The sequence below is a fragment of the Pseudomonas izuensis genome (genome assembly GCF_009861505.1).
In the GTDB taxonomy this organism is placed as follows: Bacteria; Pseudomonadota; Gammaproteobacteria; order Pseudomonadales; family Pseudomonadaceae; genus Aquipseudomonas; species Aquipseudomonas izuensis.
In genome coordinates this window covers 364,399-387,211 of record NZ_WTFT01000004.1, presented here as the reverse complement: position 1 = coordinate 387,211, position 22,813 = coordinate 364,399, and the positions used below count along the sequence as shown (strand labels likewise).

At 60.5% G+C, this 22,813-nt stretch carries 20 protein-coding genes and 1 pseudogene; 3 read left to right on the top strand and 18 right to left on the bottom strand.

Translation table 11 applies throughout. The features are described 5' to 3' along the window. Positions 1–122: 122 nt before the first annotated feature. The 12 genes and pseudogenes from GPL81_RS31900 to GPL81_RS04720 all read right to left on the bottom strand — a co-directional run. A pseudogene (locus GPL81_RS31900) lies at positions 123–257 on the bottom strand (DUF6124 family protein); the annotation flags it as partial. A gap of 427 nt (positions 258–684) precedes the next feature. Then, positions 685–1,329 carry a methionine ABC transporter permease gene (locus GPL81_RS04770; RefSeq protein WP_110965796.1) on the bottom strand — a complete coding sequence of 215 codons (645 nt, stop codon included), beginning with the start codon at positions 1,327–1,329 and terminating at the stop codon, positions 685–687. Next, positions 1,319–2,440, bottom strand: coding sequence for a methionine ABC transporter ATP-binding protein (locus tag GPL81_RS04765; RefSeq protein WP_160105393.1), 1,122 nt, complete (start codon positions 2,438–2,440; stop codon positions 1,319–1,321). Before GPL81_RS04765 ends, GPL81_RS04770 begins: the two co-directional genes overlap by 11 nt. 2 nt (positions 2,441–2,442) lie before the next feature. Beyond that, on the bottom strand, positions 2,443–3,252 hold the full coding sequence (locus GPL81_RS04760; protein ID WP_160105392.1) for a MetQ/NlpA family ABC transporter substrate-binding protein: 810 nt from the start codon (positions 3,250–3,252) through the stop codon (positions 2,443–2,445). A gap of 121 nt (positions 3,253–3,373) precedes the next feature. After that, the gene (locus tag GPL81_RS04755; protein WP_160105391.1) at positions 3,374–4,732 is read right to left on the bottom strand and encodes an LLM class flavin-dependent oxidoreductase; all 1,359 of its coding nucleotides are present in this window, start codon (positions 4,730–4,732) and stop codon (positions 3,374–3,376) included. Beyond that, positions 4,732–5,925: an SfnB family sulfur acquisition oxidoreductase gene (locus tag GPL81_RS04750; protein WP_160105390.1), complete on the bottom strand. Its 1,194-nt coding sequence runs from the start codon at positions 5,923–5,925 to the stop codon at positions 4,732–4,734. Before GPL81_RS04750 ends, GPL81_RS04755 begins: the two co-directional genes overlap by 1 nt. A 23-nt stretch (positions 5,926–5,948) precedes the next feature. Further along, on the bottom strand, positions 5,949–7,190 hold the full coding sequence (locus GPL81_RS04745) for an SfnB family sulfur acquisition oxidoreductase (RefSeq protein ID WP_160105389.1): 1,242 nt from the start codon (positions 7,188–7,190) through the stop codon (positions 5,949–5,951). A 315-nt stretch (positions 7,191–7,505) separates the two neighbouring features. Beyond that, the gene (locus GPL81_RS04740; RefSeq protein ID WP_160105388.1) at positions 7,506–8,207 is read right to left on the bottom strand and encodes a hypothetical protein; all 702 of its coding nucleotides are present in this window, start codon (positions 8,205–8,207) and stop codon (positions 7,506–7,508) included. A gap of 435 nt (positions 8,208–8,642) precedes the next feature. Further along, positions 8,643–9,398 (bottom strand): L-cystine ABC transporter ATP-binding protein TcyN, encoded by a 756-nt coding sequence (gene tcyN / locus GPL81_RS04735; RefSeq protein WP_096513930.1) that lies wholly within the window; start codon positions 9,396–9,398, stop codon positions 8,643–8,645. 4 nt (positions 9,399–9,402) lie between these two features. Continuing rightward, positions 9,403–10,068 carry a cystine ABC transporter permease gene (gene tcyL / locus GPL81_RS04730; RefSeq protein WP_160105387.1) on the bottom strand — a complete coding sequence of 222 codons (666 nt, stop codon included), beginning with the start codon at positions 10,066–10,068 and terminating at the stop codon, positions 9,403–9,405. Then, complete coding sequence (gene tcyJ / locus GPL81_RS04725; RefSeq protein WP_160105386.1) at positions 10,068–10,868, bottom strand: cystine ABC transporter substrate-binding protein; 801 nt, start codon at positions 10,866–10,868, stop codon at positions 10,068–10,070. The genes tcyL and tcyJ overlap by 1 nt, the downstream gene beginning before the upstream one ends. Before the next feature lie 316 nt (positions 10,869–11,184). Beyond that, positions 11,185–12,177, bottom strand: a complete 993-nt coding sequence (locus GPL81_RS04720) for a D-cysteine desulfhydrase (RefSeq protein WP_160105385.1) — start codon at positions 12,175–12,177, stop codon at positions 11,185–11,187. Positions 12,178–12,367: 190 nt separating this feature from the next. Here GPL81_RS04720 and epsC point away from each other — a divergent pair, with 190 nt between their 5' ends. After that, positions 12,368–13,294, top strand: coding sequence for a serine O-acetyltransferase EpsC (gene epsC / locus GPL81_RS04715; protein ID WP_160105384.1), 927 nt, complete (start codon positions 12,368–12,370; stop codon positions 13,292–13,294). A gap of 406 nt (positions 13,295–13,700) precedes the next feature. Continuing rightward, on the top strand, positions 13,701–15,656 hold the full coding sequence (betT, locus tag GPL81_RS04710; RefSeq protein ID WP_178122564.1) for a choline transporter BetT: 1,956 nt from the start codon (positions 13,701–13,703) through the stop codon (positions 15,654–15,656). A gap of 8 nt (positions 15,657–15,664) precedes the next feature. Here betT and GPL81_RS04705 read toward each other — a convergent pair whose 3' ends face one another. After that, the gene (locus GPL81_RS04705; protein WP_160105382.1) at positions 15,665–15,925 is read right to left on the bottom strand and encodes a hypothetical protein; all 261 of its coding nucleotides are present in this window, start codon (positions 15,923–15,925) and stop codon (positions 15,665–15,667) included. A 263-nt stretch (positions 15,926–16,188) separates the two neighbouring features. Between GPL81_RS04705 and mgrA the strand changes: the two genes are divergently transcribed. Continuing rightward, positions 16,189–17,226 carry an L-glyceraldehyde 3-phosphate reductase gene (mgrA, locus tag GPL81_RS04700; protein WP_160105381.1) on the top strand — a complete coding sequence of 346 codons (1,038 nt, stop codon included), beginning with the start codon at positions 16,189–16,191 and terminating at the stop codon, positions 17,224–17,226. Positions 17,227–17,372: 146 nt separating this feature from the next. Here mgrA and tauD read toward each other — a convergent pair whose 3' ends face one another. The 5 genes from tauD to gshA all read right to left on the bottom strand — a co-directional run bounded on the left by tauD (position 17,373) and on the right by gshA (position 22,763). After that, entirely contained in the window at positions 17,373–18,215 is an 843-nt protein-coding gene (tauD, locus tag GPL81_RS04695; protein WP_160105380.1) for a taurine dioxygenase, read from the bottom strand. Positions 18,216–18,345: 130 nt separating this feature from the next. After that, the gene (tauC, locus tag GPL81_RS04690; RefSeq protein ID WP_160105379.1) at positions 18,346–19,179 is read right to left on the bottom strand and encodes a taurine ABC transporter permease TauC; all 834 of its coding nucleotides are present in this window, start codon (positions 19,177–19,179) and stop codon (positions 18,346–18,348) included. Then, the gene (gene tauB / locus GPL81_RS04685) at positions 19,176–19,970 is read right to left on the bottom strand and encodes a taurine ABC transporter ATP-binding subunit (RefSeq protein ID WP_160105378.1); all 795 of its coding nucleotides are present in this window, start codon (positions 19,968–19,970) and stop codon (positions 19,176–19,178) included. The genes tauC and tauB overlap by 4 nt, the downstream gene beginning before the upstream one ends. A gap of 16 nt (positions 19,971–19,986) precedes the next feature. Continuing rightward, the gene (gene tauA, locus GPL81_RS04680) at positions 19,987–20,964 is read right to left on the bottom strand and encodes a taurine ABC transporter substrate-binding protein (RefSeq protein ID WP_160105377.1); all 978 of its coding nucleotides are present in this window, start codon (positions 20,962–20,964) and stop codon (positions 19,987–19,989) included. Positions 20,965–21,179: 215 nt separating this feature from the next. Continuing rightward, positions 21,180–22,763: a glutamate--cysteine ligase gene (gene gshA / locus GPL81_RS04675; protein WP_160105376.1), complete on the bottom strand. Its 1,584-nt coding sequence runs from the start codon at positions 22,761–22,763 to the stop codon at positions 21,180–21,182. Positions 22,764–22,813 lie beyond the last annotated feature (50 nt).

Sequence of the window (22,813 nt, the reverse complement as noted above, 5' to 3'; positions counted from 1 at the left end):
GCCGAATATACGCCATGGCGCCGGGGGCTGCTGCGCAGCCCATCGCGAGCAAGCTTTGCTCCCACAGTTGATCGCGTACCCCTGTGGGAGCAAAGCTTGCTCGCGATGGCGGTGGTGCAGACTCAGCCGTGCTTCATCCCCAAACACTCAATCGACCGGTCCACCATCGCCTTGGCAATCTCCAGCAAATGCCACACCGAAAACACCATGGCCCGGTCGGCACCCTTGAGGTGGTCGCCACACTGATACGCCGTGAGCCATCACTTACCGCCTACTAAACGATTGGGTGGTGGCTGTGCGCAGGTAGTAGGCCGGTCAATAGGAAAACCGGTGCATCCGAAGATGCCCCACGCACAGCTACCATTTTGCATGCGGCAAATATCGCCGAGCATGAGCATGGAATTGCTATGCACCTATTGTCCGGGGCTACTAAACCCGATCACTGATGAGCAGTGACCGGCCGAGACTAGCCACCGGATTTGGCAGGCGCAAGCGGGCGAAATGATCTAGGAAATGTCCTGCAAAGGAAAGGGATCGGGCCTTCGGAAAGACTGAAACTGTTGTACGAAATATCGCCTTCCTGTAGGAGCGAGCCTGCTCGCGATAAACCTGAGGACGCTGCAGGGAATCAGGTTTCCCGCGTTATCGTTGGCCTCCATCGCGAGCAGGCTCGCTCCTACAGGGTTAGCGCTTGTTCAGGCCGCGCGCCAGGCGATCCCCGCCCAGTTGAATCACCGCCACCAACGCCACCAGCAACACAATCACCGTCAGCATGATCTGGCTATCAAAGCGCTGGTATCCGTACCGATACGCGATGTCTCCCAGCCCACCGGCACCAATCGCCCCGGCCATGGCCGACGAGTTGATCATCGTCACCAAAGTAATGGTGAATCCCCCGACAATCCCCGGCAGCGCTTCAGGCAACAGCACGTGCCAAACAATGTGCTGGCGCCGGCAGCCCATGGCCTGTGCTGCTTCGATCAGGCCATGATCCACCTCGCGCAAACTCACTTCAGCAATCCGTGCAAAGAACGGCGTGGCGGCGATGGTCAGCGGCACCACGGCCGCCCAAACTCCGTAGGTGGTGCCGACAATCAGTCGGGTGAAGGGAATCAGCGCCACCATCAGAATCAGGAACGGAATCGAGCGAAACAGGTTCACGAACGCACCCAGTGCGCGGTTCACCGTGGGGGCTTCGTAGATGCCGCCCTTGGAGCTGGTGACCAGGATCACCGCCAGCGGAATGCCAGCCAGCAGTGCGATCAACGACGACACGCCGACCATCAAAAACGTGTCGACGAAACCTTGCAGCAAGCGATCAAACCACATAGCCCAATACCTCCACCTGCTGCGCCCATTGGCTTGCGCGCCGACGCAATTCTTCGGCGTCGAGGGACGAGCCGGTCACCGCCAGCAGCAGTTGCCCCAGCGCATGGCCCTGAATCCGTTCAACGCCACCTTGCAGCAGGCGTACGCGGCCACCGAGGGCGCTGAACAGGGCGGCGATGTCGGGTTCGTCATGGGCCGTTCCAGTGAATTGCAGACGCAGGACCACAGCGTCCTCCGAGGATTGCGGTTGCGCCTGCAGACGACTTTGCAACTCGGAAGGCAGGGCATGCTGCAACGGCGCGAGCAAGGTCTTGCTGACCTCATGTTGCGGGTTACCGAAGACCTCCCAGACCGGCCCCTGTTCGACCACGCGCCCGCGCTCGAGCACGACCACGCGATCGCAGATTTCGCGGATCACCGCCATTTCGTGGGTGATCAAAATGATGGTCAGGCCCAGGCGCCGGTTGATCTCGCGCAGCAGGCCGAGGATCGATTGCGTGGTCTCCGGGTCCAGCGCCGACGTGGCTTCGTCGCACAATAGAATCGCCGGATCGTGAACCAGCGCGCGGGCAATGCCGACACGCTGTTTCTGGCCGCCGGACAGCTGCGAAGGATAGGCCTTGTGCTTGGCTTCCAGGCCGACCAGTTCCAGCAATTCACGGACCTTACGGTCGCGCTGTTCCTTCGGTACACCGGCAACCTTGAGCGGCAACTCGACGTTCTGCCAAACGGTCTTGGCCGACATCAGATTGAAGTGCTGAAAGATCATGCCGATGCGACGACGTAGCTTCACCAGACGGTCTTCATCGAACTCGCCGATGTCCACCTGATCGATCAACACCCGGCCGCTACTCGGTTGTTCGAGGCGGTTGATGGTGCGGATCAGCGACGACTTGCCGGCGCCGCTGCGGCCGATGATGCCGAACACTTCACCGCGCTGGATCGCCAGGTCGATGCCGTGCAGGGCGGCTACCGGGCCTTGCTGGCCGTCGTAGGTTTTGCCCAGGTTGATGAAGCGCACGTGTGCGTGATTCAGGTCCGGGTGCAGTTCAGTTTGGATCGCTCGATGAGCCGCTGGAATTTCCAGTCGCAGTTGGGTGGCAGCCGTCATGCTCAGCTCTCCCAACCGGCTTGGTAGAGCTTGCCGTGAGCTTTATCCAGGGCGGCGCGGACAGCTGGCGAATGCTGGTAGATGTCGACGAATTTGATCAGGCGCGGATCGGTTTTGCTCTTGGGCTGGATCACGAACTGAATCACGTATTCCTTGTGGTCGAGGCCGTCAAACAGCAGGGCCGAGCCAGCGTCGAAGGTCTTTGATAGACGGATGTACGCCGGATAGCCCTGTACCAGATCGGCGTCGTCATAGGCGCGCACCAGTTGCACGGCTTCAACCTGGAGGATCTTGATCTTCTTCAGGTTGGCGATGATGTCCTCTTCGGTGGCCTTGTAGCCGACACCTGGCTTGAGGGTGATCAAGCCGGCCTTGGCCAGCAACTGCAAGCCGCGACCGCTGTTGATCGGGTCGTTGGCGATGGCCACGCTCGCGCCTTCGGGCAGTTCATCGAAGCTTTTGTATTTTTTCGAATAGAGGCCGACGTTGTTGATGATCCCCGGTGCGAACGGCACCAGGTCAAACCCGGAGGCCGCCTTGGCGTTTTCCAGGAACGGGATGTGCTGGAAGTAGTTCACGTCGATGTCACCCGAGGCGAGGCTGACGTTCGGTGCAATCCAGTCGCTGAACTCCACGAGCTCGACTTTCAGGCCTTGTTTGCCGGCTTCTTCGACCGCCGCTTCCAGGGGGATGGCGAAGGCGGCGGTGGTGCCGATTTTCAGCGCCGGGTCGGCGGCGAAAGTGACCGAGCTGAAGAGGCCGAGGGCCAGGGCCAGTGCTTTGACTGGGTGGGAGAAGTAGTTTTTGGTCATGATGGTTATTTCCAGTCAGTGCATAAAATTTTGGTGTTTGTGTGGGCCTCATCGCGGGTAAGCCTTGCTCCCACAAGGGGGTGCGGTGCTCTTGTGGGAGCAAGGCTTGCCCGCGATGCTTTTAGCGGCGAAACGCGGACCCGGTATGTTGCTCAGGCAAATGCGCCCCTTCGCGAAACAGCTTTTCCCGCAAGCTGCCCTCGTCATAAGCCGTCTTGTACGACCCCCGACGCTGCAACTCCGGAATCACCCCTTCGATGAAATCTACATAGCTTTCCGGCGTGACAATGCGCGTCAGGTTGAAGCCGTCCAAGCCGGTTTCGGCGATCCACGATTCCAGCTCATCCGCCACTTGCTCTGGCGAGCCGACCACGGTGATGTAGCGGCCGCCGAGGGCGTGTTGTTCGAGCAATTTGCGCCGGGTCCAGTCGTTGTTTTGCAGGTTTTTGGTGGCGGACTGGATGGCGTTGCTCTTCACGTACTGGATCGGTTCGTCGATGGCGTATTCGGAAAAATCGATCCCGGTGGACGCCGAGAAATGCGCCACGCCGGCCTCGGCACTGGCGTAGCTCAGGTACTCGGCATGCTTCGCCCAGGCCAGCTCTTCGGTGGCACCGACAATCACGTTCAGGCCCATGAACACCTTGATGTCCTCAGGGTTGCGCCCGGCCTCGACGGCGCAGGCGCGGACCTTGTCCACCTGCACCTTGGTCGACGGCTTGTTCTGGCCGCTGATGAACACGCATTCGGCATGGCGCCCGGCAAACAGCAAACCACGATCGGAGCTGCCGGCCTGGAACAGCACAGGCGTGCGCTGCGGTGACGGTTCGCACAGGTGATAACCCTCCACCTGATAGAACTCGCCCTTGTGCTCGACCTTGTGCACTTTGTCGGGCTGCGCGTAGACGCGTTTCTGCGGATCGTTCAGCACCGCGCCGTTTTCCCAGCTGCCTTCCCAGAGTTTGTAGAGCACCTCCAGGTACTCGTCGGCCTGGTCGTAGCGGCGGTCGTGTTCCACCTGCTCGCTCAGGCCCATGGCCTTGGCGGCGCTGTCGAGGTAGCCGGTGACGATATTCCAGCCCACACGACCGCGACTCAAATGATCGAGGGTCGACATGCGCCGGGCGAACAGATACGGCGGTTCGTAGGTGAGGTTGGCAGTCAGGCCGAAACCGAGGTTCTTCGTTACCGCCGCCATCGCCGACACCAGCAGCAGCGGATCGTTGACCGGCAGCTGGATCGATTCTTTCAGCGGCACGTCCACCGAGTTCTGGTAGACGTCGTAGACGCCAACGATGTCGGCGATGAACAAACCGTCGAACAGCCCACGCTCCAGCAGCTGCGCCAGTTCGGTCCAGTACTCGATCGTCTTGTATTGGGTCGAGGTGTCCCGTGGATGGGTCCACAGCCCATGGTTGATATGCCCGATGCAGTTCATGTTGAACGCATTGAGCAGGATTTTCTTTTTAGTGGCCGTCATCAGATGGTCCCCCGCAGTGGCGGGTTTTCATCGTTGAGGTAGTAGTTACCGATGGCGTGATACTTCCAGCGCACCGGGTCGTGCAGGGTATGCACCCGTGCGTTGCGCCAGTGGCGATCCAGGCCGTGCTCGCGCAGAGTCGCCTGACTGCCAGCCAGTTCGAACAGGGTGGTGCCGGCGGCGAGGGAAATCTCGGTGCTGATGGCGCGGGCTTCGGCGACGGCAATCGATGCGGCGGCGACGGTCTCGGCGTTAGTGTCGGCCTGGGCCTGGTCGAGGAATTCTCCGGCGCGTTCCAGCAGTGCCTCGGTGGCATGCAGGCGGATGCTCAAGTGACCGAAGCTCTTGAGGGTCAGCGGGTCTTCAATGGCTTTTTCATGGGTGGCGTCGATCCACGGCCGGGTCTTGGTGCGCACGAAATGCAGCGCATCTTCATAGGCGGCGCGAGCGATGCCGGTGTCGATGGCGGCATGGAGAATCTGTGCCAGCGGGCCGACCGGGGTCGGGCGCTCGAAGGCGGTCTGGAACGGGATCACGTCTTCGGCGGCCACGAACACATCCTCGAACACCACCGAACCGCTGCCGGTGGTGCGCTGGCCGAAGCCGCTCCAGTCGTCGATCACCGTAAGGCCTTTGCTGTCGCGTGGGACGAACGCCAGTTGCTGGACGCCGTGTTCATCCACCACCGAGGTCGGAATGCGCTGGGCATAAATCGCGCCCGTGGCGTAGAACTTGCGACCGTTGATGCGATAGCCACTGCAGTCGCGGGTCAGGCGGGTGACGCGATCGTGGGCGGTTTTGGTGCCGAGTTCGGCCAGGGCATTGCCGAAACGCTGACCCGCCAGTACTTCGGCGTACAGGCGTTTTTTCTGCTCTTCGCTGCCGTTCACGCGCAGCACTTCCAGGGCATAAAAATGGTTCTGCGGGATCTGGCCGAGGGAGCCATCCGCCTGGGCAATCATCGCGATGACTTTGGCCAGCGTGACGTTGGAAACGCCGGCGCCGCCGTATTCTTTGGGCACGCTGATGCCCCAGAGGCCCGAACGGGAAAACACTTCCAGTTCCGGGTGCGGCAAACGGCGTTCACGGTCGCGCAAGGCGCTGTCGCGTTTGAAATCTTCGGCCAGGTCGCTGGCGACGACCAGGGCTTGCTCATCGCTGGTGATGACCGCGACGTGTTGAGAAATTGACATGTGTTTCTCCAGAGGTCTGGTCGTTAAATCCAGGAGTGGCGAGCGGGTAGCGTGCCATTGAGGTGATAGGCGCCGACCGCGTGATATTTCCAGCGCACCGGGTCGTGCAGGGTGTGCACCCGTGCGTTGCGCCAATGGCGGTCGAGGTTGAATTCGGCGAGGGTGGCGCGGCTGCCGGCCAGTTCGAAAAGCTTTTCGCTGGCCAGCAGCGAGATCTCGGTGGTCAGCACTTTGGCTTCGGCCACGGCAATCGAAGCGCGGGCGGCGGACTCGGCGGTGAATGGCGCGGCACTGACCTGATCGAGCACTTGACCGGCCTTGCGCAGCAGGGCTTCGGCGGCATGTAATTCGATTTTCAGTTTGCCGATATCGGCGATCACATACAGGTCATCGCTGGCCCGTTCGACGTTGGCGTCGATCCATGGTCGAGCGCGGGTTTTCACGAACTCGATAGCATCATCGATGGCGCCCCGGGCGATGCCGGCGTCGATGGCGGCTTGAATCAACTGTGAGACGGCGCCCTGGATGTTCGGGTTGTCGTTGATCTTCCAGTTGTCCACCACCAGTTCGGCGTCGACTCGCACGTTGTTGAGCAAAATCGTGCCGCTGGCGGTGGTGCGCTGACCGAAGCCGGACCAGTCGTCGACGATGCGCAGCCCCGGCGTGCCGCGACGCACGAAGGCCAGCACTTGCTTGCCGTCGTCGTTGAGCGCCTTGACTGCGACCCAGTGTGCGAACAGCGCGCCGGTGGAATAGAACTTCTGCCCGTTGAGGACAAAACCGTCGCCGTCGGCCGTGATGCGCGCCTTGAGTTCGAGGGTATTTTGGGTGCCGCGCTCAGGCCCGGCATTACCGATACGCCAGCCTTCGAGCACGCTTTTGAACAGCTGTTTTTTCTGCGCTTCGGTGGCGCTGCCGAGTACCAGATTCAGTATGCCGAACTGGTTCTGCGGGATTTGCCCGAGGGCTGGATCCGCCGCGGAAATGATCGCGAAAACCTCGGCCAGCGTGACGAACGAAACCTGTGGGCCACCGTACTCGCGCGGGATGGCGATGCTGCCCAGGCCGCTGCGGGTGAACTGTTCGATTTCCGACCACGGCAGCTTGCGCTGCTGGTCACGTCTGGCCGCTTGCAGGCGGGCGACGTGCGCCAGCTCATGGGCGGCCTTGATGGCTTGTGCGTCGTTGCGCAGGACTTGCGCGGGCAACAACAGCGGGGCGATATCCAGATCACTCTGGACGATTGCATCTGCCAGACTGGACATCAGTGCCGCTCCTTGGCTGCACGCAATGCCCTGGCGATCTGCACTGGGGTGATTGTGTTCCGGACCATACCTACCTCACATCTTATGGAAGCGCCGCTGTGCGGCGAACGAAAACAAGAATGTCCGGTGGTCCGGTTCATATACCCTAAGCGTTTATAAAAAAGTTATGAACTAACTTTTAGGAATATGAATAGAAAGGATCGCGGTCGGCGACAACTCCTGCAGGAGCGAGCCTGCTCGCGATGGTCGTTAACGATGACACGGGCTGTCTGGATGCCCGCGTTGTCTGAACGTTCTTCGCGAGCAGGCTCGCTCCTACAGGGAGTGTCGGCCAACCTTCAACATTCGCGCCGGCGCCCAGCGCGAGTTGTTGCCGACCCGGTCGAGAATGCAGTAAGTCACCTCCAGCCGCAGATCTTCGCCGGCTTCGACAATGATCGCCGGTGGTACCCAGACGTGGATCGGCCGGCCCACGTCAGCCGCCATGAGCAGAGGCAGATCCATGCGCACATCGCCCCAGCGCAAGGTGATTTCGTCGTCGGCGGCCATGTTCAAGTAAGGCTCGATGGACAGCGGCACGCCACGCTGGATCTGTCGCCTGTTGAGCCCCCGGCGGCGGATGGTGGCGGGCAGATTTACCGGCGCCAGGAACTGATTTTCGTCATCACCGAGTGGGCCGCCGGGGCATTCGAGCTTGACCGCTACCCGCGTCGCCACCGACAGCGCCGGGTTTCTGCCGACCTGCATCACTCGGTAATGCACCCAAGGAGTACCGCTGACGATAAAGCTTTCCGGGACCCGCAGGCTGACGGTGTGGCCAGTGTCCTGCGCTGTCAGCACACGGGAGGCGACGAAGTGGCCGTTCCAGAACAATTCGATCAGGTCGCCGGTGTCCATGTCGGCGTACGGCCCTATGTCGACCCACAGGTCAGTCGCCGCGAGGATATTGATACCGGCCTTGTGGGTTTGGGGCAGGGTGGGTGGCGCCAAAGCCGGGATGCGTGAGATGCAGTTCATGGGTATCTCTCCTTGAAATATTTCAGCGAAATCCATATCGGGAACAAGCGGAAAGTAGCTGGCCAAGGTAGATAAGAGCGCGGTTTAAGTTGAGTCAATAGAGTGGATTAGTTGAAGGCAAGTTCGGCTGTAATTCAGAAGCTTCCTACATCTGGTAGTTAATTAACGCTAAGGAAATGCCGAAAATAAACACGGTTTGTGTAGGAGCGAGCTTGCTCGTGATGGGATTGAAGGCGCCGCGGGAAGCCTGTAAACCAGTGTAATCGTTAACGTCCATCGCGAGCAGGCTCGCTCCTACAGTTGATGGCGTTCGCTACAGCATGCGTTGGAGTGCATATATATGTAATGCACATAATGAATGAAAGTTAGTGTTAGGAATCTTGGAGGGAGGGGTAACTTCCATCCATGGAAGTTGGGGGTTCTACGATGGGTGTTTCAAGCGTGTGAGTTGTTCAGGAACTTGCTGAGAAACTGTTTTGTGCGTTCTTCTTTCGGGTTGGCAAACAGCGCCTTGGCTTCGCCTTGTTCGACGATCACCCCCTTGTCGAAGAACACCACACGATTGGCCACATCGCGGGCAAAAGCCATTTCGTGGGTCACGATGACCATGGTGCGATTCTCTTCGGCCAGGCCGCGGATCGTCGCCAGCACTTCGCCCACCAGCTCCGGGTCGAGGGCCGAGGTCGGTTCGTCGAACAGGATCACTTCCGGTTCCATCGCCAGCGCGCGAGCAATCGCCACGCGTTGTTGTTGGCCGCCCGAAAGACGGCGCGGATAAGCATCTTCCTTACCCGCCAGGCCGACCTTGGCCAAAAGCTTCTTGCCCAGGGCAACGGCATCGGCGCGCGGGGTCTTTTTCACCACGATCGGGCCTTCGATGACGTTTTCCAGGGCAGTGCGATGGGGGAACAGGTTGAAGTTCTGGAACACGAAGCCCACGTGCTGGCGCAAACGACGCACCAGGCCTTGTTGCTGGTTCAACGGACGGCTGCCATCGATCTCGATGTCGCCAACCTTGATCCGGCCGCTGGTGGGTTCTTCCAGGAAGTTCAGGCAACGCAGGAACGTGGTCTTGCCCGAGCCGCTTGGCCCGATGATCGCCACGACCTCGCCTTCCTTCACTTGCAGATCGATGCCGTTGAGTACGACTTGACCCTTGAACTGCTTTGTCAGTTTTTCCACGACAATCATTGGGTCAGGACTCCAGATCGTGCCGATTGACCCGGGCTTCCAACTGGTTCTGCAGGTGCGAAAGCATCGTGGCCAGGATCCAGTAGATCAGCGCGGCGGCAAGGTACATGGTGAAGACTTCGAAAGTCCGGGCGGTAATCAATTGCGCCTGTCGGAACAGCTCCGGCACCTGGATGGTAGCGGCCAGTGCGGTGTCCTTGACCAGTGAAATAAAGCTGTTGCCCAGCGGCGGCAACGCCGTGCGCATCGCTTGCGGCAGGATGGCCCGGCGCAGGGTCTGCGCGCGGGTCATGCCAATGCTCGCAGCCGCTTCCCATTGGCCGCGTTCGATGGAACCGATCGCGGCGCGCAGGATTTCACAGGCATAGGCGGCCATGTTCAGGGAGAAGCCTATCAGGGCCGCCGGCAGTGGATCGAGTTCCAGACCCAATTGCGGCAAGCCGTAATAGATCACGAACAGTTGCACCAGCAACGGCGTGCCGCGAAAGAACGACACGTAGATGCGGGCCAGCCAGCTAACCGATTTGAAACGCGACAGGCGCATCAGTGCCAGGCCGAAGCCCAGCACGAGGCCGAAGAACATCCCGCCGAGGCTCAGGATTACCGTGTAATACGCGCCCTTCAACAGGAAAGGCGCGGAGTCCAGCGCAAGTTGGAAAGCCGCTTCCATTATTTGGTGACGTCAGCTTGGAAGTACTTTTCCGAGATCTTGGCCAGGGTGCCGTCGGCACGCAGCTCATCGAGGGCCTGGTTCACCGCAGCCAGCAGTTCCGGCTCACCTTTACGCAAGGCGATACCAGACTCCTGACGGGAGAACGCTTGGCCGGCAGCCACGGTTTTCGGTGCTTTCTTGGCGTATTCAAGTGCGGCCAGTCGATCGATCAGAATGGCATCGGTACGGCCGTTGTTCAGATCTGCAAACTTGGTCGGATCATCGTCGTAAGTGCGTACATCAGCACCCGGTACGTTGGCTCGCACCCATTGTTCGTAGTTGGTGCCCAGGCCTACGCCGACTTTCTTGCCGGTCAGGTCAGCGGCGGTCCTGATGTTCAGCGCGGCTTCCTTGTCCTTCAGCACCAGCGCTTGAATCCCGGAGATGGTGTACGGCTCGGAGAAGTCATACTTCTTCTTGCGCTCGTCGGAGATGGTCACCTGATTGACCACTACGTCCAGGCGCTTGGATTCCAGAGCGGCGAGGATACCGTCCCACTTGGTCGGCTGAATCTTGGCTTTGACGCCCAACTTTTTGGCCAGGGCCTCGGAGAGCTCGACTTCGAAGCCCGCCAGCTTGCCGTTTTCGTCGACAAAGCTGAACGGTGGATAAGTGCCTTCCAGGCCGACGTTGATCACGCCTTTGTCCTTGATTTGTTGCAGCTGCTCACCGGCAACCGCTTGGCCGATCAGGCCAGCGCTCAGTGCCAGGCCCAGCGAACCCACCAGCAGATTTCGACGTAGTGCGGAAAAATTCATGACAAGCCCCTGTGTTTTCTTATGGAAGACGCTTTAAAAAAGGTTGGCGAAATCGGGAATTGGACGACAGCGCTATCCTGCCCTAAAGCAGCGTATGCGTCTCTCGGGAAATTCGCCTGCGGTATGACTATATGATGGCGTTTTTAGATTAGAAAATAATAATTTTTATGTCTGTTATTCGTTTATCGAATAATGCTTTTTGCCTGTAGGAGCGAGCCTGCTCGCGATGGTCGTCAACGATAACGCTGGCAAACTGACACCCCGTGGTGCCTTGTCTTCCATCGCGAGCAGGCTCGCTCCTACAGGGTTGCGGCGTTTACAGGAAATCCTTGTAGGCAAACAACGCCGGCGCCCCGCCGGTGTGCAGGAAAATAATCGGGCCGTCATCGAAACGCTGACGTCCGATCCCATCCAGTAACCCCGCCATGGCCTTGCCCGTATAGACCGGGTCGAGCAGCAGGCCTTCCTGGCTTGCCACCAGCTTCACTGCCGCCAGCGTCCCGGCATTCGGTTCACCATAGCGTGGCGCGAAATATTCATCCCACAACTCGACCTTGAAATTCGCCGGCAAGCTCACGCCCAGCAACTCGGCGGTGCGCTCGGCCAAGCCTTGTACCTTCGGCCGCTGATCTTCCTCGCTGCGCGAAACCGTGACGCCGATCACTGGCAGATCCGGCAGCGCTTCGCTCAGCGCCAATGCCAGGCCGCTATGGGTCCCGGCGCTGCCCGAGGCCAGGACCACGGCGGCAAACTTCAGCCCGGTGTCCTTGATCTGCTCGGCCAGTTCCAGGCCGGCGCGCACATAACCCAGGGCGCCTAGCGCGTTGGAACCACCAATCGGCACCAGATAGGGTTTCTTGCCATTACTGCGCAAGCGGGCAGCCAGGGCCTGCAATTGCTCGTCGGCGTTGTCGAGGTTTTCCACAAGCTCGACCTTGGCCTCGAACAGGTCCAGCAGCAGCCGATTGCCATTGCCGACATAGTTGGCGTCGTCGGTGCCGAGGGGGTTTTCCAGCAGGGCGACACAACCGAGACCAAGCTTGGCCGCAATCGCCGCCGTCTGGCGCACGTGATTGGACTGCAGCGCGCCTGCCGTGATCAAGGTGTCGGCGCCCTGGGCCAGGGCATCGGCGGCCAGGTATTCGAGTTTGCGCAGCTTGTTGCCACCCATGGCCAGTGGGGTCAGGTCATCGCGTTTGACGTACACATCGCGACCCAGCCAGGTCGACAGGCGTTCGAGTTTTTCCAGGGCGGTGGGCTGGCTGAGCAGGTCGAGGCGGTTAAAGCGGGCAAGCTGTTGTTTGATCATGGGTCCGTACTGGCGGTGAATGATCAAAGGACTATAGGCACGGCCAAAAGCCAGGGCAACCGTCAATCGCTTATAGCCAAAGGTGCTTACTACAGCACAATTGGTTCTTAATTTGGCTCGCGGGCCTTGCCGTAAAGTAATCGCCGTCAGCGCGGCCAGACAGTCCGGTCGCCCGTGAGGAGTTTTTACCGTGAGTGAGCGTTCCAGCCATTGGCAATTGCAGACCATCGTCAGTCAGCTGCGCACGGCACGCGATCAGTGGCGTGCACAAAATGGCCGCGCCAGCACCGAGCAGGGTGGTCGCGAGTTGCCGTCCCGGGCGGCGATGGCGGAGATTCTCGAAGCATTGTGTGGCGCACTGTTCCCTATGCGTCTGGGGCCGGTGGATCTGCGCGAGGAAAGTGAAGACTTCTACGTGGGCCACACCCTTGATGTCGCACTGAATGCACTGCTGGCTCAGGCACGACTCGAATTGCGTTACGCCGCGCGCCACAGTGCCCGGGCCGACACCGAAGTCGAGGCCAACACCATCCAGATCATTCAGGACTTCGCCCTCGCCCTGCCGGGGCTGCGCAGCCTGTTGGATACCGACGTGCTGGCGGCCTATCACGGTGATCCGGCGGCACGCAGCGTCGATGAAGTGCTGTTGTGCTACCCCGGCATTCTGGCGGTGATTCACCATCGCCTGGCCCACCATTTGTACCGCGCCGGGTTGCCATTGCTGGCACGGATCAGCGCGGAAATCGCCCACTCGGCCACCGGCATCGACATTCACCCCGGCGCACAGATCGGCCGCAGTTTCTTCATCGACCACGGGACCGGCGTGGTGATCGGCGAGACAGCGATCATTGGCGAGCGGGTGCGGATTTATCAGGCCGTGACCCTTGGCGCCAAGCGCTTCCCCGCGGATGAAGATGGACAGTTGCAGAAGGGCCAGCCGCGGCATCCGATTGTCGAGGACGATGTGGTGATCTATGCCGGCGCGACGATTCTGGGACGGATCACCATCGGCAAGGGCTCGACCATTGGCGGCAACGTCTGGCTGACCCGCAGCGTACCGGCGGGCAGCAACCTGACCCAGGCGAGTCTGCAGCTGGATGATGGGACGCAGAAGTAGGGCCTCGAATCTTCGCTGATCTCGCGGGCCTCATCGCGAGCAAGCTTTGCTCCTACGGGTTTTGGGTCGCTCGCGCGATTGCCGCCAGACCTGTAGGAGCAAAGCTTGCTCGCGATTGATTTCAGCCGAACCGCGATAATGACATTTGGCAAATTTCCTACCGAACGAACTCTCCAAACCCCTCCTTGAGCCACTGTTCGAACACTACCGCCCAGCCCTGCGATTAGTCCTTAGCCCCCTATCTATGTTTAACTTGAACGTTCATTCAAGTTAAACCGGTGGTTCGCCGCCCGCTCACAACAGGAGGCTTGCCTTTGCTGAGTCCGATTTCTACAGCCACGTTTTACCCCTTTGAGGTGCACCGTTGATGAGTGCATCGTCCCTCCCTTCAAGCGGCCTGGTCCGCATGAATCCGCCAGTGTTCTGGTTCGCCGCGAGTTTCATCCTGTTGTTCGGCGTCGTGGTCATGGCCATGCCCGAACAGGCCGGCGCCTGGCTGCTGGCGGCGCAAAACTGGGCAGCCAACACGGTCGGCTGGTACTACATGCTGGCGATGACCCTGTATCTGGTCTTCGTGGTGGTCACCGCGTTATCGGGCTACGGCAAGATAAAACTCGGTGCCGACCACGACGAGCCCGAATTCAGTTACCTGTCCTGGGCCGGCATGCTGTTCGCCGCCGGGATCAGCATCACTCTGTTTTTCTTCTGCGTGTCCGAACCGCTGACCCATATGCTCCAGCCGCCGCAAGGCGAGGCGGGCACGGCGGATGCGGCGCGTCAGGCGATGCAGGTTCTGTTTCTGCACTGGGGGCTGCACGGCTGGGGCGTGTTCGCCTTCGTCGGCATGGCGCTGGCCTACTTCGCTTACCGGCACAACCTGCCGCTGGCCTTGCGCTCGGCGCTGTATCCGCTGATCGGCAAACGCATCAACGGCCCCATCGGTTACGCAGTGGACGGCTTCGGCATCATCGCCACGGTGTTTGGTCTTGGTGCCGACATGGGTTTTGGCGTGTTGCACCTCAATTCGGGTCTGGACTACCTGTTCGGCATCGCCCACACCCGGTGGATTCAGGTCGGCCTGATCACGCTGATGATGGGGGCGGCGATCATAGTGGCTGTGTCCGGCGTCGATAAGGGCGTGCGGGTCATGTCCGATATCAACATGCTGCTGGCCTGCGCGCTGCTGCTGTTCGTGTTATTCGCCGGCCCCACGCAGCACTTGCTCAACACATTGATCCAGAACCTGGGCGATTACCTCGGCGCCTTGCCGATGAAGAGCTTTGACCTCTACGCCTACGACAAACCCAGCGACTGGCTGGGCGGCTGGACGGTGTTCTATTGGGCCTGGTGGATCGCGTGGTCGCCGTTCGTGGGCCTGTTCATCGCGCGGATTTCCCGAGGCCGGACCATCCGCGAATTCGTCTTCGGCGTGCTGTTGATTCCCCTCGGTTTTACCCTGGCGTGGATGTCGATTTTCGGCAACAGCGCCATCGACCAGGTGCTCAACCACGGCATGTCGGCGTTGGGTATGTCGGCCATCGATAATCCGTCGATGACCCTTTACCTGCTGCTGGAAACCTACCCGTGGAGCAAAACCGTCATCGCGGTCACGGTGTTCATCAGCTTCGTGTTCTTCGTCACCTCCGCTGATTCCGGCACCGTGGTGCTGTCGACGCTGTCCGCCAAGGGCGGCGGCCCCGATGAAGACGGGCCGAAATGGCTGCGGGTGTTCTGGGGCGCGATGACTGCGCTGGTGACCAGCGCGCTGCTGTTTTCCGGCAGCATCGATGCGCTGAAGTCAGCGGTGGTGCTGACCTCGCTGCCGTTCTCGCTGATCCTGCTGTTGATGATGTGGGGCCTGCACAAGGCGTTCTATCTGGAGTCGCAGAAGCAGATTGCGCAGATGCATTCCCTGGCACCGGTGTCCGGCTCGCGACGGGGCGGCTGGCGCCAGCGCTTGAGTCAGGCAGTCCATTTCCCGTCGCGGGACGAGGTGTATCGCGTTCTCGATTCGACGGTACGCCCGGCCATCGAAGAGGTGTCGGCGGTGTTCATCGAAAAAGGCCTCGGCGTCGTCACCCACCCGGAGCCGGTCAACGACAGCGTCAGCCTGGAGATTGGTCACGGCGATCAGCACCCGTTCATTTATCAGGTGCAGATGCGTGGCTATTTCACGCCGTCGTTCGCCCGTGGCGGCATGGGTTCCAAGGAACTGAACAACCGGCGTTATTACCGGGCCGAAGTGCATTTGAGCGAGGGCAGTCAGGACTACGATCTGGTGGGTTACACCCGGGAGCAGGTGATCAACGACATCCTGGACCAGTACGAGCGGCACATGCAGTTCCTGCATCTGGTGCGTTGATCGGGCCTTCACGTCTCGGTGGTCAGCACCATGAACAACACCAGCGCCGCCACCGGGACACCGAATACGGCGCTGCCGACCATCAGTTCCATGCTCAGTGGCTGGCCGGCATGCACCATCCCGACCGCGCCGTTGATCAGCGTCAGTGCCAGCCACAGCCCGACAAAGCCGTAGGCCAGGGTCTGGCGGGTGAAGCCGATTTTCTCGCCGATATAGAGCATCAGCGCCAGGAGGATCAGGCCGAACGTGATGATGATGGTGGTGTGCATATCGGGTTTCGTCCTGCAGATGTTGGGTGCCATTCAGGCCGCTTTCGCTGGCAAGCCAGCTCCTACGGGTTTTGGGCGGCCCGACCTGCCTGAAACCAGCTTAAACCAACCCGCCATTTACGCCGGACACTACAAGGGGAAAGAAAAAATGAAACGTTTCAGCAATTAGTCGAATCCAGGGTTTTTTGGTGTTTGTCCGGGCGTATGCTGTGCGACTGGCGAAGCAGTCGAGACCAGATTCAAGACAGACAAGAGAGGATTCGATGACTTATACCGCTGCCGAAAACCGCTACGACTCCATCCCTTACCGCCGCGTGGGCCGCAGCGGGTTGGTGCTGCCGGCGTTGTCCCTGGGCCTGTGGCACAACTTCGGCGACAGCACACCGATCGACACCCAGCGTGCGTTGTTGCGCACGGCGTTCGATCTGGGTATCAACCATTTCGACCTGGCCAACAACTATGGCCCACCCTATGGCAGCGCCGAGATCAATTTCGGTCGATTGCTGCGTGAAGACTTCAAGCCGTACCGCGACGAGTTGATCATCTCCAGCAAGGCCGGTTGGGATATGTGGCCGGGCCCCTATGGTCAGGGTGGCGGTTCGCGCAAGTACGTGCTGGCCAGCCTCGACCAGAGCCTTCAACGGCTGGGCCTGGACTACGTGGACATTTTCTACTCCCACCGTTTCGACCCGGACACGCCGCTGGAAGAAACCGCCAGCGCCCTGGCCTCGGCGGTGCAGCAGGGCAAGGCGTTGTACATCGGCATCTCGTCTTATTCCGGGGTGAAAACCCGGGAAATGGCAGCGTTGCTCAAGGAATGGAAAATCCCGTTGCTGATTCATCAGCCGGCCTACAACCTGCTCAACCGTTGGGTGGAAAAAGACCTGCTGGACACAACTGAGGAACTGGGCACCGGCGTGATCGCTTTCACACCACTGGCCCAGGGGTTGCTGACCGACAAGTACCTCAACGGCGTGCCGGCGGATGCGCGGGTCAATCGACCGGGTGGTGGTTCGTTGCAGGCGTCGCACTTGTCCGAGGCCAACATCGCTCACGTGCGCGCGCTGAACGAGATCGCCCAGCGTCGCGGTCAGAGCCTGGCGCAACTGGCGCTGGCGTGGACCTTGCGCGATCCACGGGTGACGTCGGCGCTGATCGGCGCGAGCCGGCCGGAGCAGATTGTCGAGAACGTGGGGGCGTTGAAGAATTTGAGTTTCAGTGTGGAAGAGTTGGCGGAGATTGACCGGTTTGCCCGGGAGGGTGGGATCAATCTTTGGGAAAAGCCTTCGACCGCTGAGTAAGTGTTGGGCGCCGGACTTTGCGGCGCCTATTCTGACCTCATCGCGAGCAGGCTCGCTCCTACAGTGGATCTTCGTTGTGCCACAGATCAACTGTAGGAGCGAGCCTGCTCGCGATGGGGCAATCAAATTCAGCACAAATGGATTGATCAGCGGAAAAACGGCACACCCCCCAACACCGTAGCCCTATGCATCACCCGCCGTGCGGGCCGGTAATCATCTACCGCGTAATGCTGGGTCACGCGGTTGTCCCAGAAGGCGATGTCGTCTTTCTGCCAGCGCCAGCGAATGGTGAATTCCGGCCGCGTGGCATGGGCGAACAGGAACTTCAGAAGCGCCTCGCTCTCGGTTTCCGACAGTTCGTTGATCTTCGAGGTGAAGCCTTCGTTGACGAACAGCGAGCGACGTCCGCTCACCGGATGCGTGCGGATCACCGGATGAGACAACGGCGGATTCTTGCGTCGTGCTTCTTCCCACTGCGCCAGCGCCTCAGGCGTGTTGCCGTAGCGCTCCAGCGGAAACGAACGGGTGAAATCGTGGGTGGCGGTCAGCCCTTCGAGCAGGTTTTTCATCGGCGCCGACAAGGCTTCGTAGGCTGCGATACCACTGGCCCACAGCGTGTCGCCGCCAAACTCCGGCAGCAGCTTGGCACTGAGCACCGCGCCCATGGCCGGGGTTGGCAGGAAGGTCACGTCGGTGTGCCAGATCGCGTTGTCGCGAACGTCGGTCACGGCGGTGTCGAGGATCAGCACTTGCGGCTGTTCCGGCACATTCGGGTAGATCGGGTGAATGTGCAGGTCGCCGAAGTTGGCGGCAAAGCGTGCCTGTTGCTGCGGGGTGATCGGCTGGTCGCGGAAGAACAGCACCTGATGCTTGAGCAGTGCCTGCTCGATGGCATCGCGGTGTTCCAGGTTCAGCGGCTGGCTGATGTCGACGCCGCTGATTTGCGCGCCGAGGGCGGGGCTTAAGGGGACGATGGTCAAGATACTCATGAAAGTTCTCTTCATTGCAAACTGTAGGAGCGAGCCTGCTCGCGATGGCGGTCTATCAGTCGGCGCAGTGTCGTCTGACACTCTGCTATCGCGAGCAGGCTCGCTCCTACAAGGATTCAGGGTTCAATATTCAATGCGCCTGGCCGTGCCACGGCACCAGTTTGCGTTGCAGGGTGCGCAGGCCCATTTCCATGGCGAAGGCGATCAGCGCGATCACCAAAATCCCCAGCACCACCACATCGGTGACCAGGAACTGCGCGGCCGATTGCACCATGAAGCCCAAACCGCTTGTGGCGGCGATCAACTCGGCGGCGACCAGGGTTGACCAACCCACGCCCAGGCCAATGCGCACGCCGGTCAAAATGTCCGGCAACGCACTCGGCAAAATCACATGGCGAATCAACTGCGACCGCGTTGCGCCCAACGACTGCGCGGCGCGCAATTTGGCCGGATCGACCGTGCGCACGCCGGTAGCGGTAGCGATGGCGATCGGAGCGAAAATCGCCAGGTAGATCAGCAGGACCTTCGACAGCTCGCCGATGCCGCACCAGATCACGATCAGTGGCAGATAGGCCAACGGCGGGATCGGGCGGTAGAACTCAATCAGTGGATCGAGAACGCCGCGAGCGATGCGGTTATGGCCGATGGCAATCCCGACCGGAACGGCAGTCAGTACCGCAAAACCGAGACCGAGGCCGATGCGGCTGAGGCTCGCACCCAGGTGCTGCCATAAGGTGGAATCCATGTAGCCCGTGGTCACCAGCAGCCAGCCCTTTTGCAGCACGGCAGACGGTGGTGGCAGGAATAGCGGTTCGATCAGGCCGGTGGCGGTGACGGCCCACCAGATGACGATGAGCGCCAACAGCGTCAGCACACTGATCCAGCGGGTGCTCAAGCTGCGGCGAACCGCAATGACGGTAGCGCCGGGTTTTACCGCGGCGGCGGGGATTTCGTAGCTGCTCATGCGTACTCCTGGCGCTGGGCGGCGCTGCGTTGGGAGAACACTCTGGCGAGCACGTGTTCGCGGGTTTCGATAAAGCGCGGGTCGGACTTGATCGCGCGGGCCGATTCACCGGCGGCGTAACGCTGACCGAAATCCAGGCTCAGGCGCTCGACGATTTGCCCGGGATTCGGTGCCAACAGAATCAGGTCGGTGGCGAGAAACACCGCTTCTTCAATGTCATGGGTGATCAGGAAAACCGGCTTGGCGGTACGCCGCCAGACTTGCAGCAGCAGCTCCTGCATTTGTTCGCGGGTGAAGGCGTCCAGGGCGCCGAAGGGTTCGTCCATCAGCAAAACGCGCGGGTCGGCGGCAAGGGCACGGGCCAGGCCGACGCGCTGTTTCTGGCCGCCGGAGAGCTGCCAGATGCGGCGGTTTTCGAAGCCGGACAGATCCACCAGCGAGAGCATTTCCCGAGCGCGGATTTCACGTTTGTCCCGGGCAATACCGGCCAGTTCCAGACCGAATCCCACATTGGCCAGCACATCCTGCCAGGGCAGCAGGGCGTCGTCCTGGAACACCACGCCGCGCTCGGCGCTGGGGCCTTTGACCGGCACGCCATCGAGGGTGATGCGCCCGGCGCTGGGTTCGACGAAACCGGCGATCAGGTTCAACAGCGATGTCTTGCCACTGCCGGACGGGCCGAGGGCGACCAGCAACTGCTGGGGCCCCAGGGTCAGGGAAATATCCGCCAGCACAGGTGTAGGGCTGCCGGGGTACTGTGCGCTGATGCGCTCCAGCTGTAGCAAAGCCATCGCGGTCAACTCCCGATCAGTTGGTGATGAACTTGGCGCTGACGTACGGCGCGTAGTCCGGCAGCACGGCCTCGACCTTGCCTTGCTCCTTGAGGAACACGGCGGTGTCGGTAATGGCCTTGGTGGTCGGTGCGCCCAGGGTGACGACCTGATCGGCCGCCAGTGGGTAGACGTTGCCTTGCAGCAACAGCGGAATATCGCTGGCCTTGGCACCAGACAGTTTTACAAGTTTGTCGACATTGGCCTGATTGGCGAGCCAGGCTTTCGGGTCTTTGCGGTAATCGGCGTAGGCATCCAGGGTCACCTTGGCGAAAGCAGTGACGATTTCCGGATGCTTCTCGGCGAAGTCTTTACGCACGATCCAGGCATCGAAGGTCGGCGCCCCGAACTTGGCCAGTTCGCCGGAAGTGATCAGTACTTTGCCGTTTTCCTTGGCGACACCCAGTGCTGGGTCCCATACGTATGTGGCGTCGATGTCGCCGCGCTTCCAGGCGGCGATGATTGCCGGCGGGGCGAGGTTGAGCACGGTGACTTTCGATGGATCGATGTTCCAGTGCTTCAGCGCGGCCAGCAGGCTGTAGTGGCCGGTGGAAACAAACGGCACGGCAATCTTCTTGCCGATCAGGTCTTGTGGGGTCTTGATCCCGGAGCCGTCACGGGCCACCAGGGCTTCGGCGGCACCGATCTGGGTAGCAATGAGGAAGGTTTCCACCGGGACTTTGCGGGTGATTGCCGCCGTCAGCGGGCTGGAACCGAGGTAACCGATCTGCACGTCCCCGGAGGCGATGGCGGCGATGATGTCGGCGCCGTTATCGAATTTGCGCCAGCTGATGTCGGCCTTGGTGGCTTTTTCATACGCGCCGTCGGCCTGGGCGACTTTCGCCGGATCAACGGTGGTCTGGTAGGCGACAGTGACGTCAGCCGCCTGGGCAAACAAACTCGCGGCAGCCAAAGACGCGGCCGCCAGCAAGCGAAGGGGGAAAGTCAGTTTCATGGGGAAGCTCCTTGTCAGGCGACCGAGAGTCGGCGTGAAAGGAGACTAAATGATCTAAGAATTCGAAAATAAATAACTTTTTAGAATGAGCTTATGAGCGGAAAATTCTAAAGCGACCGCTGCGCGGTCATCGCGAGCAGGCTCGCTCCTACAGGAATCCTACAAAACCTGTGGGAGCGAGCCTGCTCGCGATAAGGTCCGCAGGACCTCAGAGATTAATTACTGATCGCCAGAATGCTCGCCTGATACGACCCGACAAATACATCGAAATCGCCAACCTCGTTCTGCTCCAGCTCCACTTGCTCAGCCAGTGACGAACGTGCGCGCTCTTCAAACTTCGCCTGGTCTTCACGGGACAACGGCTCGCTACGGAAGAATTCCGCGTGGGCCTGGCTCTGGCGTAGCGAGAACCGGGCAAAGCTCTCCTTGTGCTCGGCCATTGCTGCGAGGACCTGGGCCGAAGGCGTCAGGGACGGGTCCTTGACCTTGGCCAGCTGGGCATCCAGCGCCTTGCTGTGGGCATCGCCGCCATGGCTCTGATCCAGCAGCGCGGCCAGTGGCGCGATGTTTTCCAGCAATTGGCCTGCCCACTCTTTCAGGTCCACAGGCTGACCGTCGCGTTGCAGTTGCAGGCCCGGACGGCGGCCTTCCTTGACGACGCTGAGGAAGTTCGAGGTGGCGTTACCGCAGCTAGTGTTGGTCAGCAGCGGGCTGTCGTTCAGGGCGCAATACAGCAGGAAGGCGTCGAGGAAACGCGATTCGGTGATGTCGATACCCATCGGCAGGAACGGGTTGATGTCCAGGCAACGGACTTCTACGTACTGGATGCCGCGAGCCATCAGTGCCTGGATCGGCCGCTCGCCTGAATAGGTCACGCGTTTCGGGCGGATATTGGAGTAGTACTCGTTTTCGATCTGCAGGATGTTGGTGTTGAGCTGAACCCACTCACCGTCCTTGTGCGTACCGACTTCGACATACGGCGCGTAGGGTGTCGCCACTGCCTTGCGCAAGCTGTCGGTGTAGCTGGTCAGATCGTTGTAGCAAGGTGTCAGGCCGGCCTGGGCGTTGCTCTGGTAACCCAGGTCGCTCATGCGCAGGCTGGTGGCGTATGGCAGGTACAGGGTGTCCGGGTCCAGCTGTTCCAACTGATGCGAACGACCGCGCAGGAACCCGGCGTCCAGCGCTGGCGACGCACCGAACAGGTACATCAGCAGCCAGCTGTAGCGGCGGAAGTTACGGATCAGGGCGATGTAGGACGACGACTGGAAGTCGCGGTCGGTGCCGACAAAACCTTCAGCCGCTTTAAGCAACGGCCAGAGTTTTTCCGGCAGGGAAAAATTGTAGTGAATCCCGGCGATGCACTGCATGGTCTTGCCATAGCGCAGCGCCAGGCCCTTGCGGTACACGTACTTGAGCTGACCGATGTTGGACGTGCCGTAATAGGCGATCGGGATATCTTCCTCGGCCGGCAACGGACACGGCATCGATGGACTCCACAGGTACTCGTTGCCGAGCTTGCTGTAGGCAAAACGGTGAATGCTGTCCAGGCTCGCCAGCGTATCGGCAGGATCGGGCAGGGCCGGGGTGATGAACTCCAGCAGCGACTCGGAATAGTCGGTGGTGATTTGTTCGTTGGTCAGCGCGGAACCCAATGCTTCCGGGTGCGGCGTTTGCGCCAGGCGACCTTCGCCGGTCACGCGCAGGCATTCACGTTCGATGCCGTGAAGGCACTGTTCGAGCAGAGAGAGGTTAGCGCGCTCGCCGAGCAGGGCCAGGCGGCGGTTGAGAAGTTCGCTCAAGTTGGATTCCTTCACGCGTCAGTCGCCCCAATATGGGGGTGGGCAAGACG

What these genes read in the sequence shown, in the direction of transcription:
- GPL81_RS04750 (WP_160105390.1), bottom strand. Translation starts at nt 5,925, where the DNA reads ATGTCAATTTCTCAACACGTCGCGGTCATCACCAGCGATGAGCAAGCC.
- GPL81_RS04760 (WP_160105392.1), bottom strand. Translation starts at nt 3,252, where the DNA reads ATGACCAAAAACTACTTCTCCCACCCAGTCAAAGCACTGGCCCTGGCC.
- GPL81_RS04720 (WP_160105385.1), bottom strand. Translation starts at nt 12,177, where the DNA reads ATGATCAAACAACAGCTTGCCCGCTTTAACCGCCTCGACCTGCTCAGC.
- tauB (WP_160105378.1), bottom strand. Translation starts at nt 19,970, where the DNA reads ATGGCTTTGCTACAGCTGGAGCGCATCAGCGCACAGTACCCCGGCAGC.
- GPL81_RS04740 (WP_160105388.1), bottom strand. Translation starts at nt 8,207, where the DNA reads ATGAACTGCATCTCACGCATCCCGGCTTTGGCGCCACCCACCCTGCCC.
- GPL81_RS04770 (WP_110965796.1), bottom strand. Translation starts at nt 1,329, where the DNA reads ATGTGGTTTGATCGCTTGCTGCAAGGTTTCGTCGACACGTTTTTGATG.
- GPL81_RS04755 (WP_160105391.1), bottom strand. Translation starts at nt 4,732, where the DNA reads ATGACGGCCACTAAAAAGAAAATCCTGCTCAATGCGTTCAACATGAAC.
- tcyN (WP_096513930.1), bottom strand. Translation starts at nt 9,398, where the DNA reads ATGATTGTCGTGGAAAAACTGACAAAGCAGTTCAAGGGTCAAGTCGTA.
- tauA (WP_160105377.1), bottom strand. Translation starts at nt 20,964, where the DNA reads ATGAAACTGACTTTCCCCCTTCGCTTGCTGGCGGCCGCGTCTTTGGCT.
- GPL81_RS04745 (WP_160105389.1), bottom strand. Translation starts at nt 7,190, where the DNA reads ATGTCCAGTCTGGCAGATGCAATCGTCCAGAGTGATCTGGATATCGCC.
- tcyL (WP_160105387.1), bottom strand. Translation starts at nt 10,068, where the DNA reads ATGGAAGCGGCTTTCCAACTTGCGCTGGACTCCGCGCCTTTCCTGTTG.
- tauC (WP_160105379.1), bottom strand. Translation starts at nt 19,179, where the DNA reads ATGAGCAGCTACGAAATCCCCGCCGCCGCGGTAAAACCCGGCGCTACC.
- mgrA (WP_160105381.1), top strand. Translation starts at nt 16,189, where the DNA reads ATGACTTATACCGCTGCCGAAAACCGCTACGACTCCATCCCTTACCGC.
- betT (WP_178122564.1), top strand. Translation starts at nt 13,701, where the DNA reads ATGAATCCGCCAGTGTTCTGGTTCGCCGCGAGTTTCATCCTGTTGTTC.
- tauD (WP_160105380.1), bottom strand. Translation starts at nt 18,215, where the DNA reads ATGAGTATCTTGACCATCGTCCCCTTAAGCCCCGCCCTCGGCGCGCAA.
- GPL81_RS04705 (WP_160105382.1), bottom strand. Translation starts at nt 15,925, where the DNA reads ATGCACACCACCATCATCATCACGTTCGGCCTGATCCTCCTGGCGCTG.
- tcyJ (WP_160105386.1), bottom strand. Translation starts at nt 10,868, where the DNA reads ATGAATTTTTCCGCACTACGTCGAAATCTGCTGGTGGGTTCGCTGGGC.
- GPL81_RS04765 (WP_160105393.1), bottom strand. Translation starts at nt 2,440, where the DNA reads ATGACGGCTGCCACCCAACTGCGACTGGAAATTCCAGCGGCTCATCGA.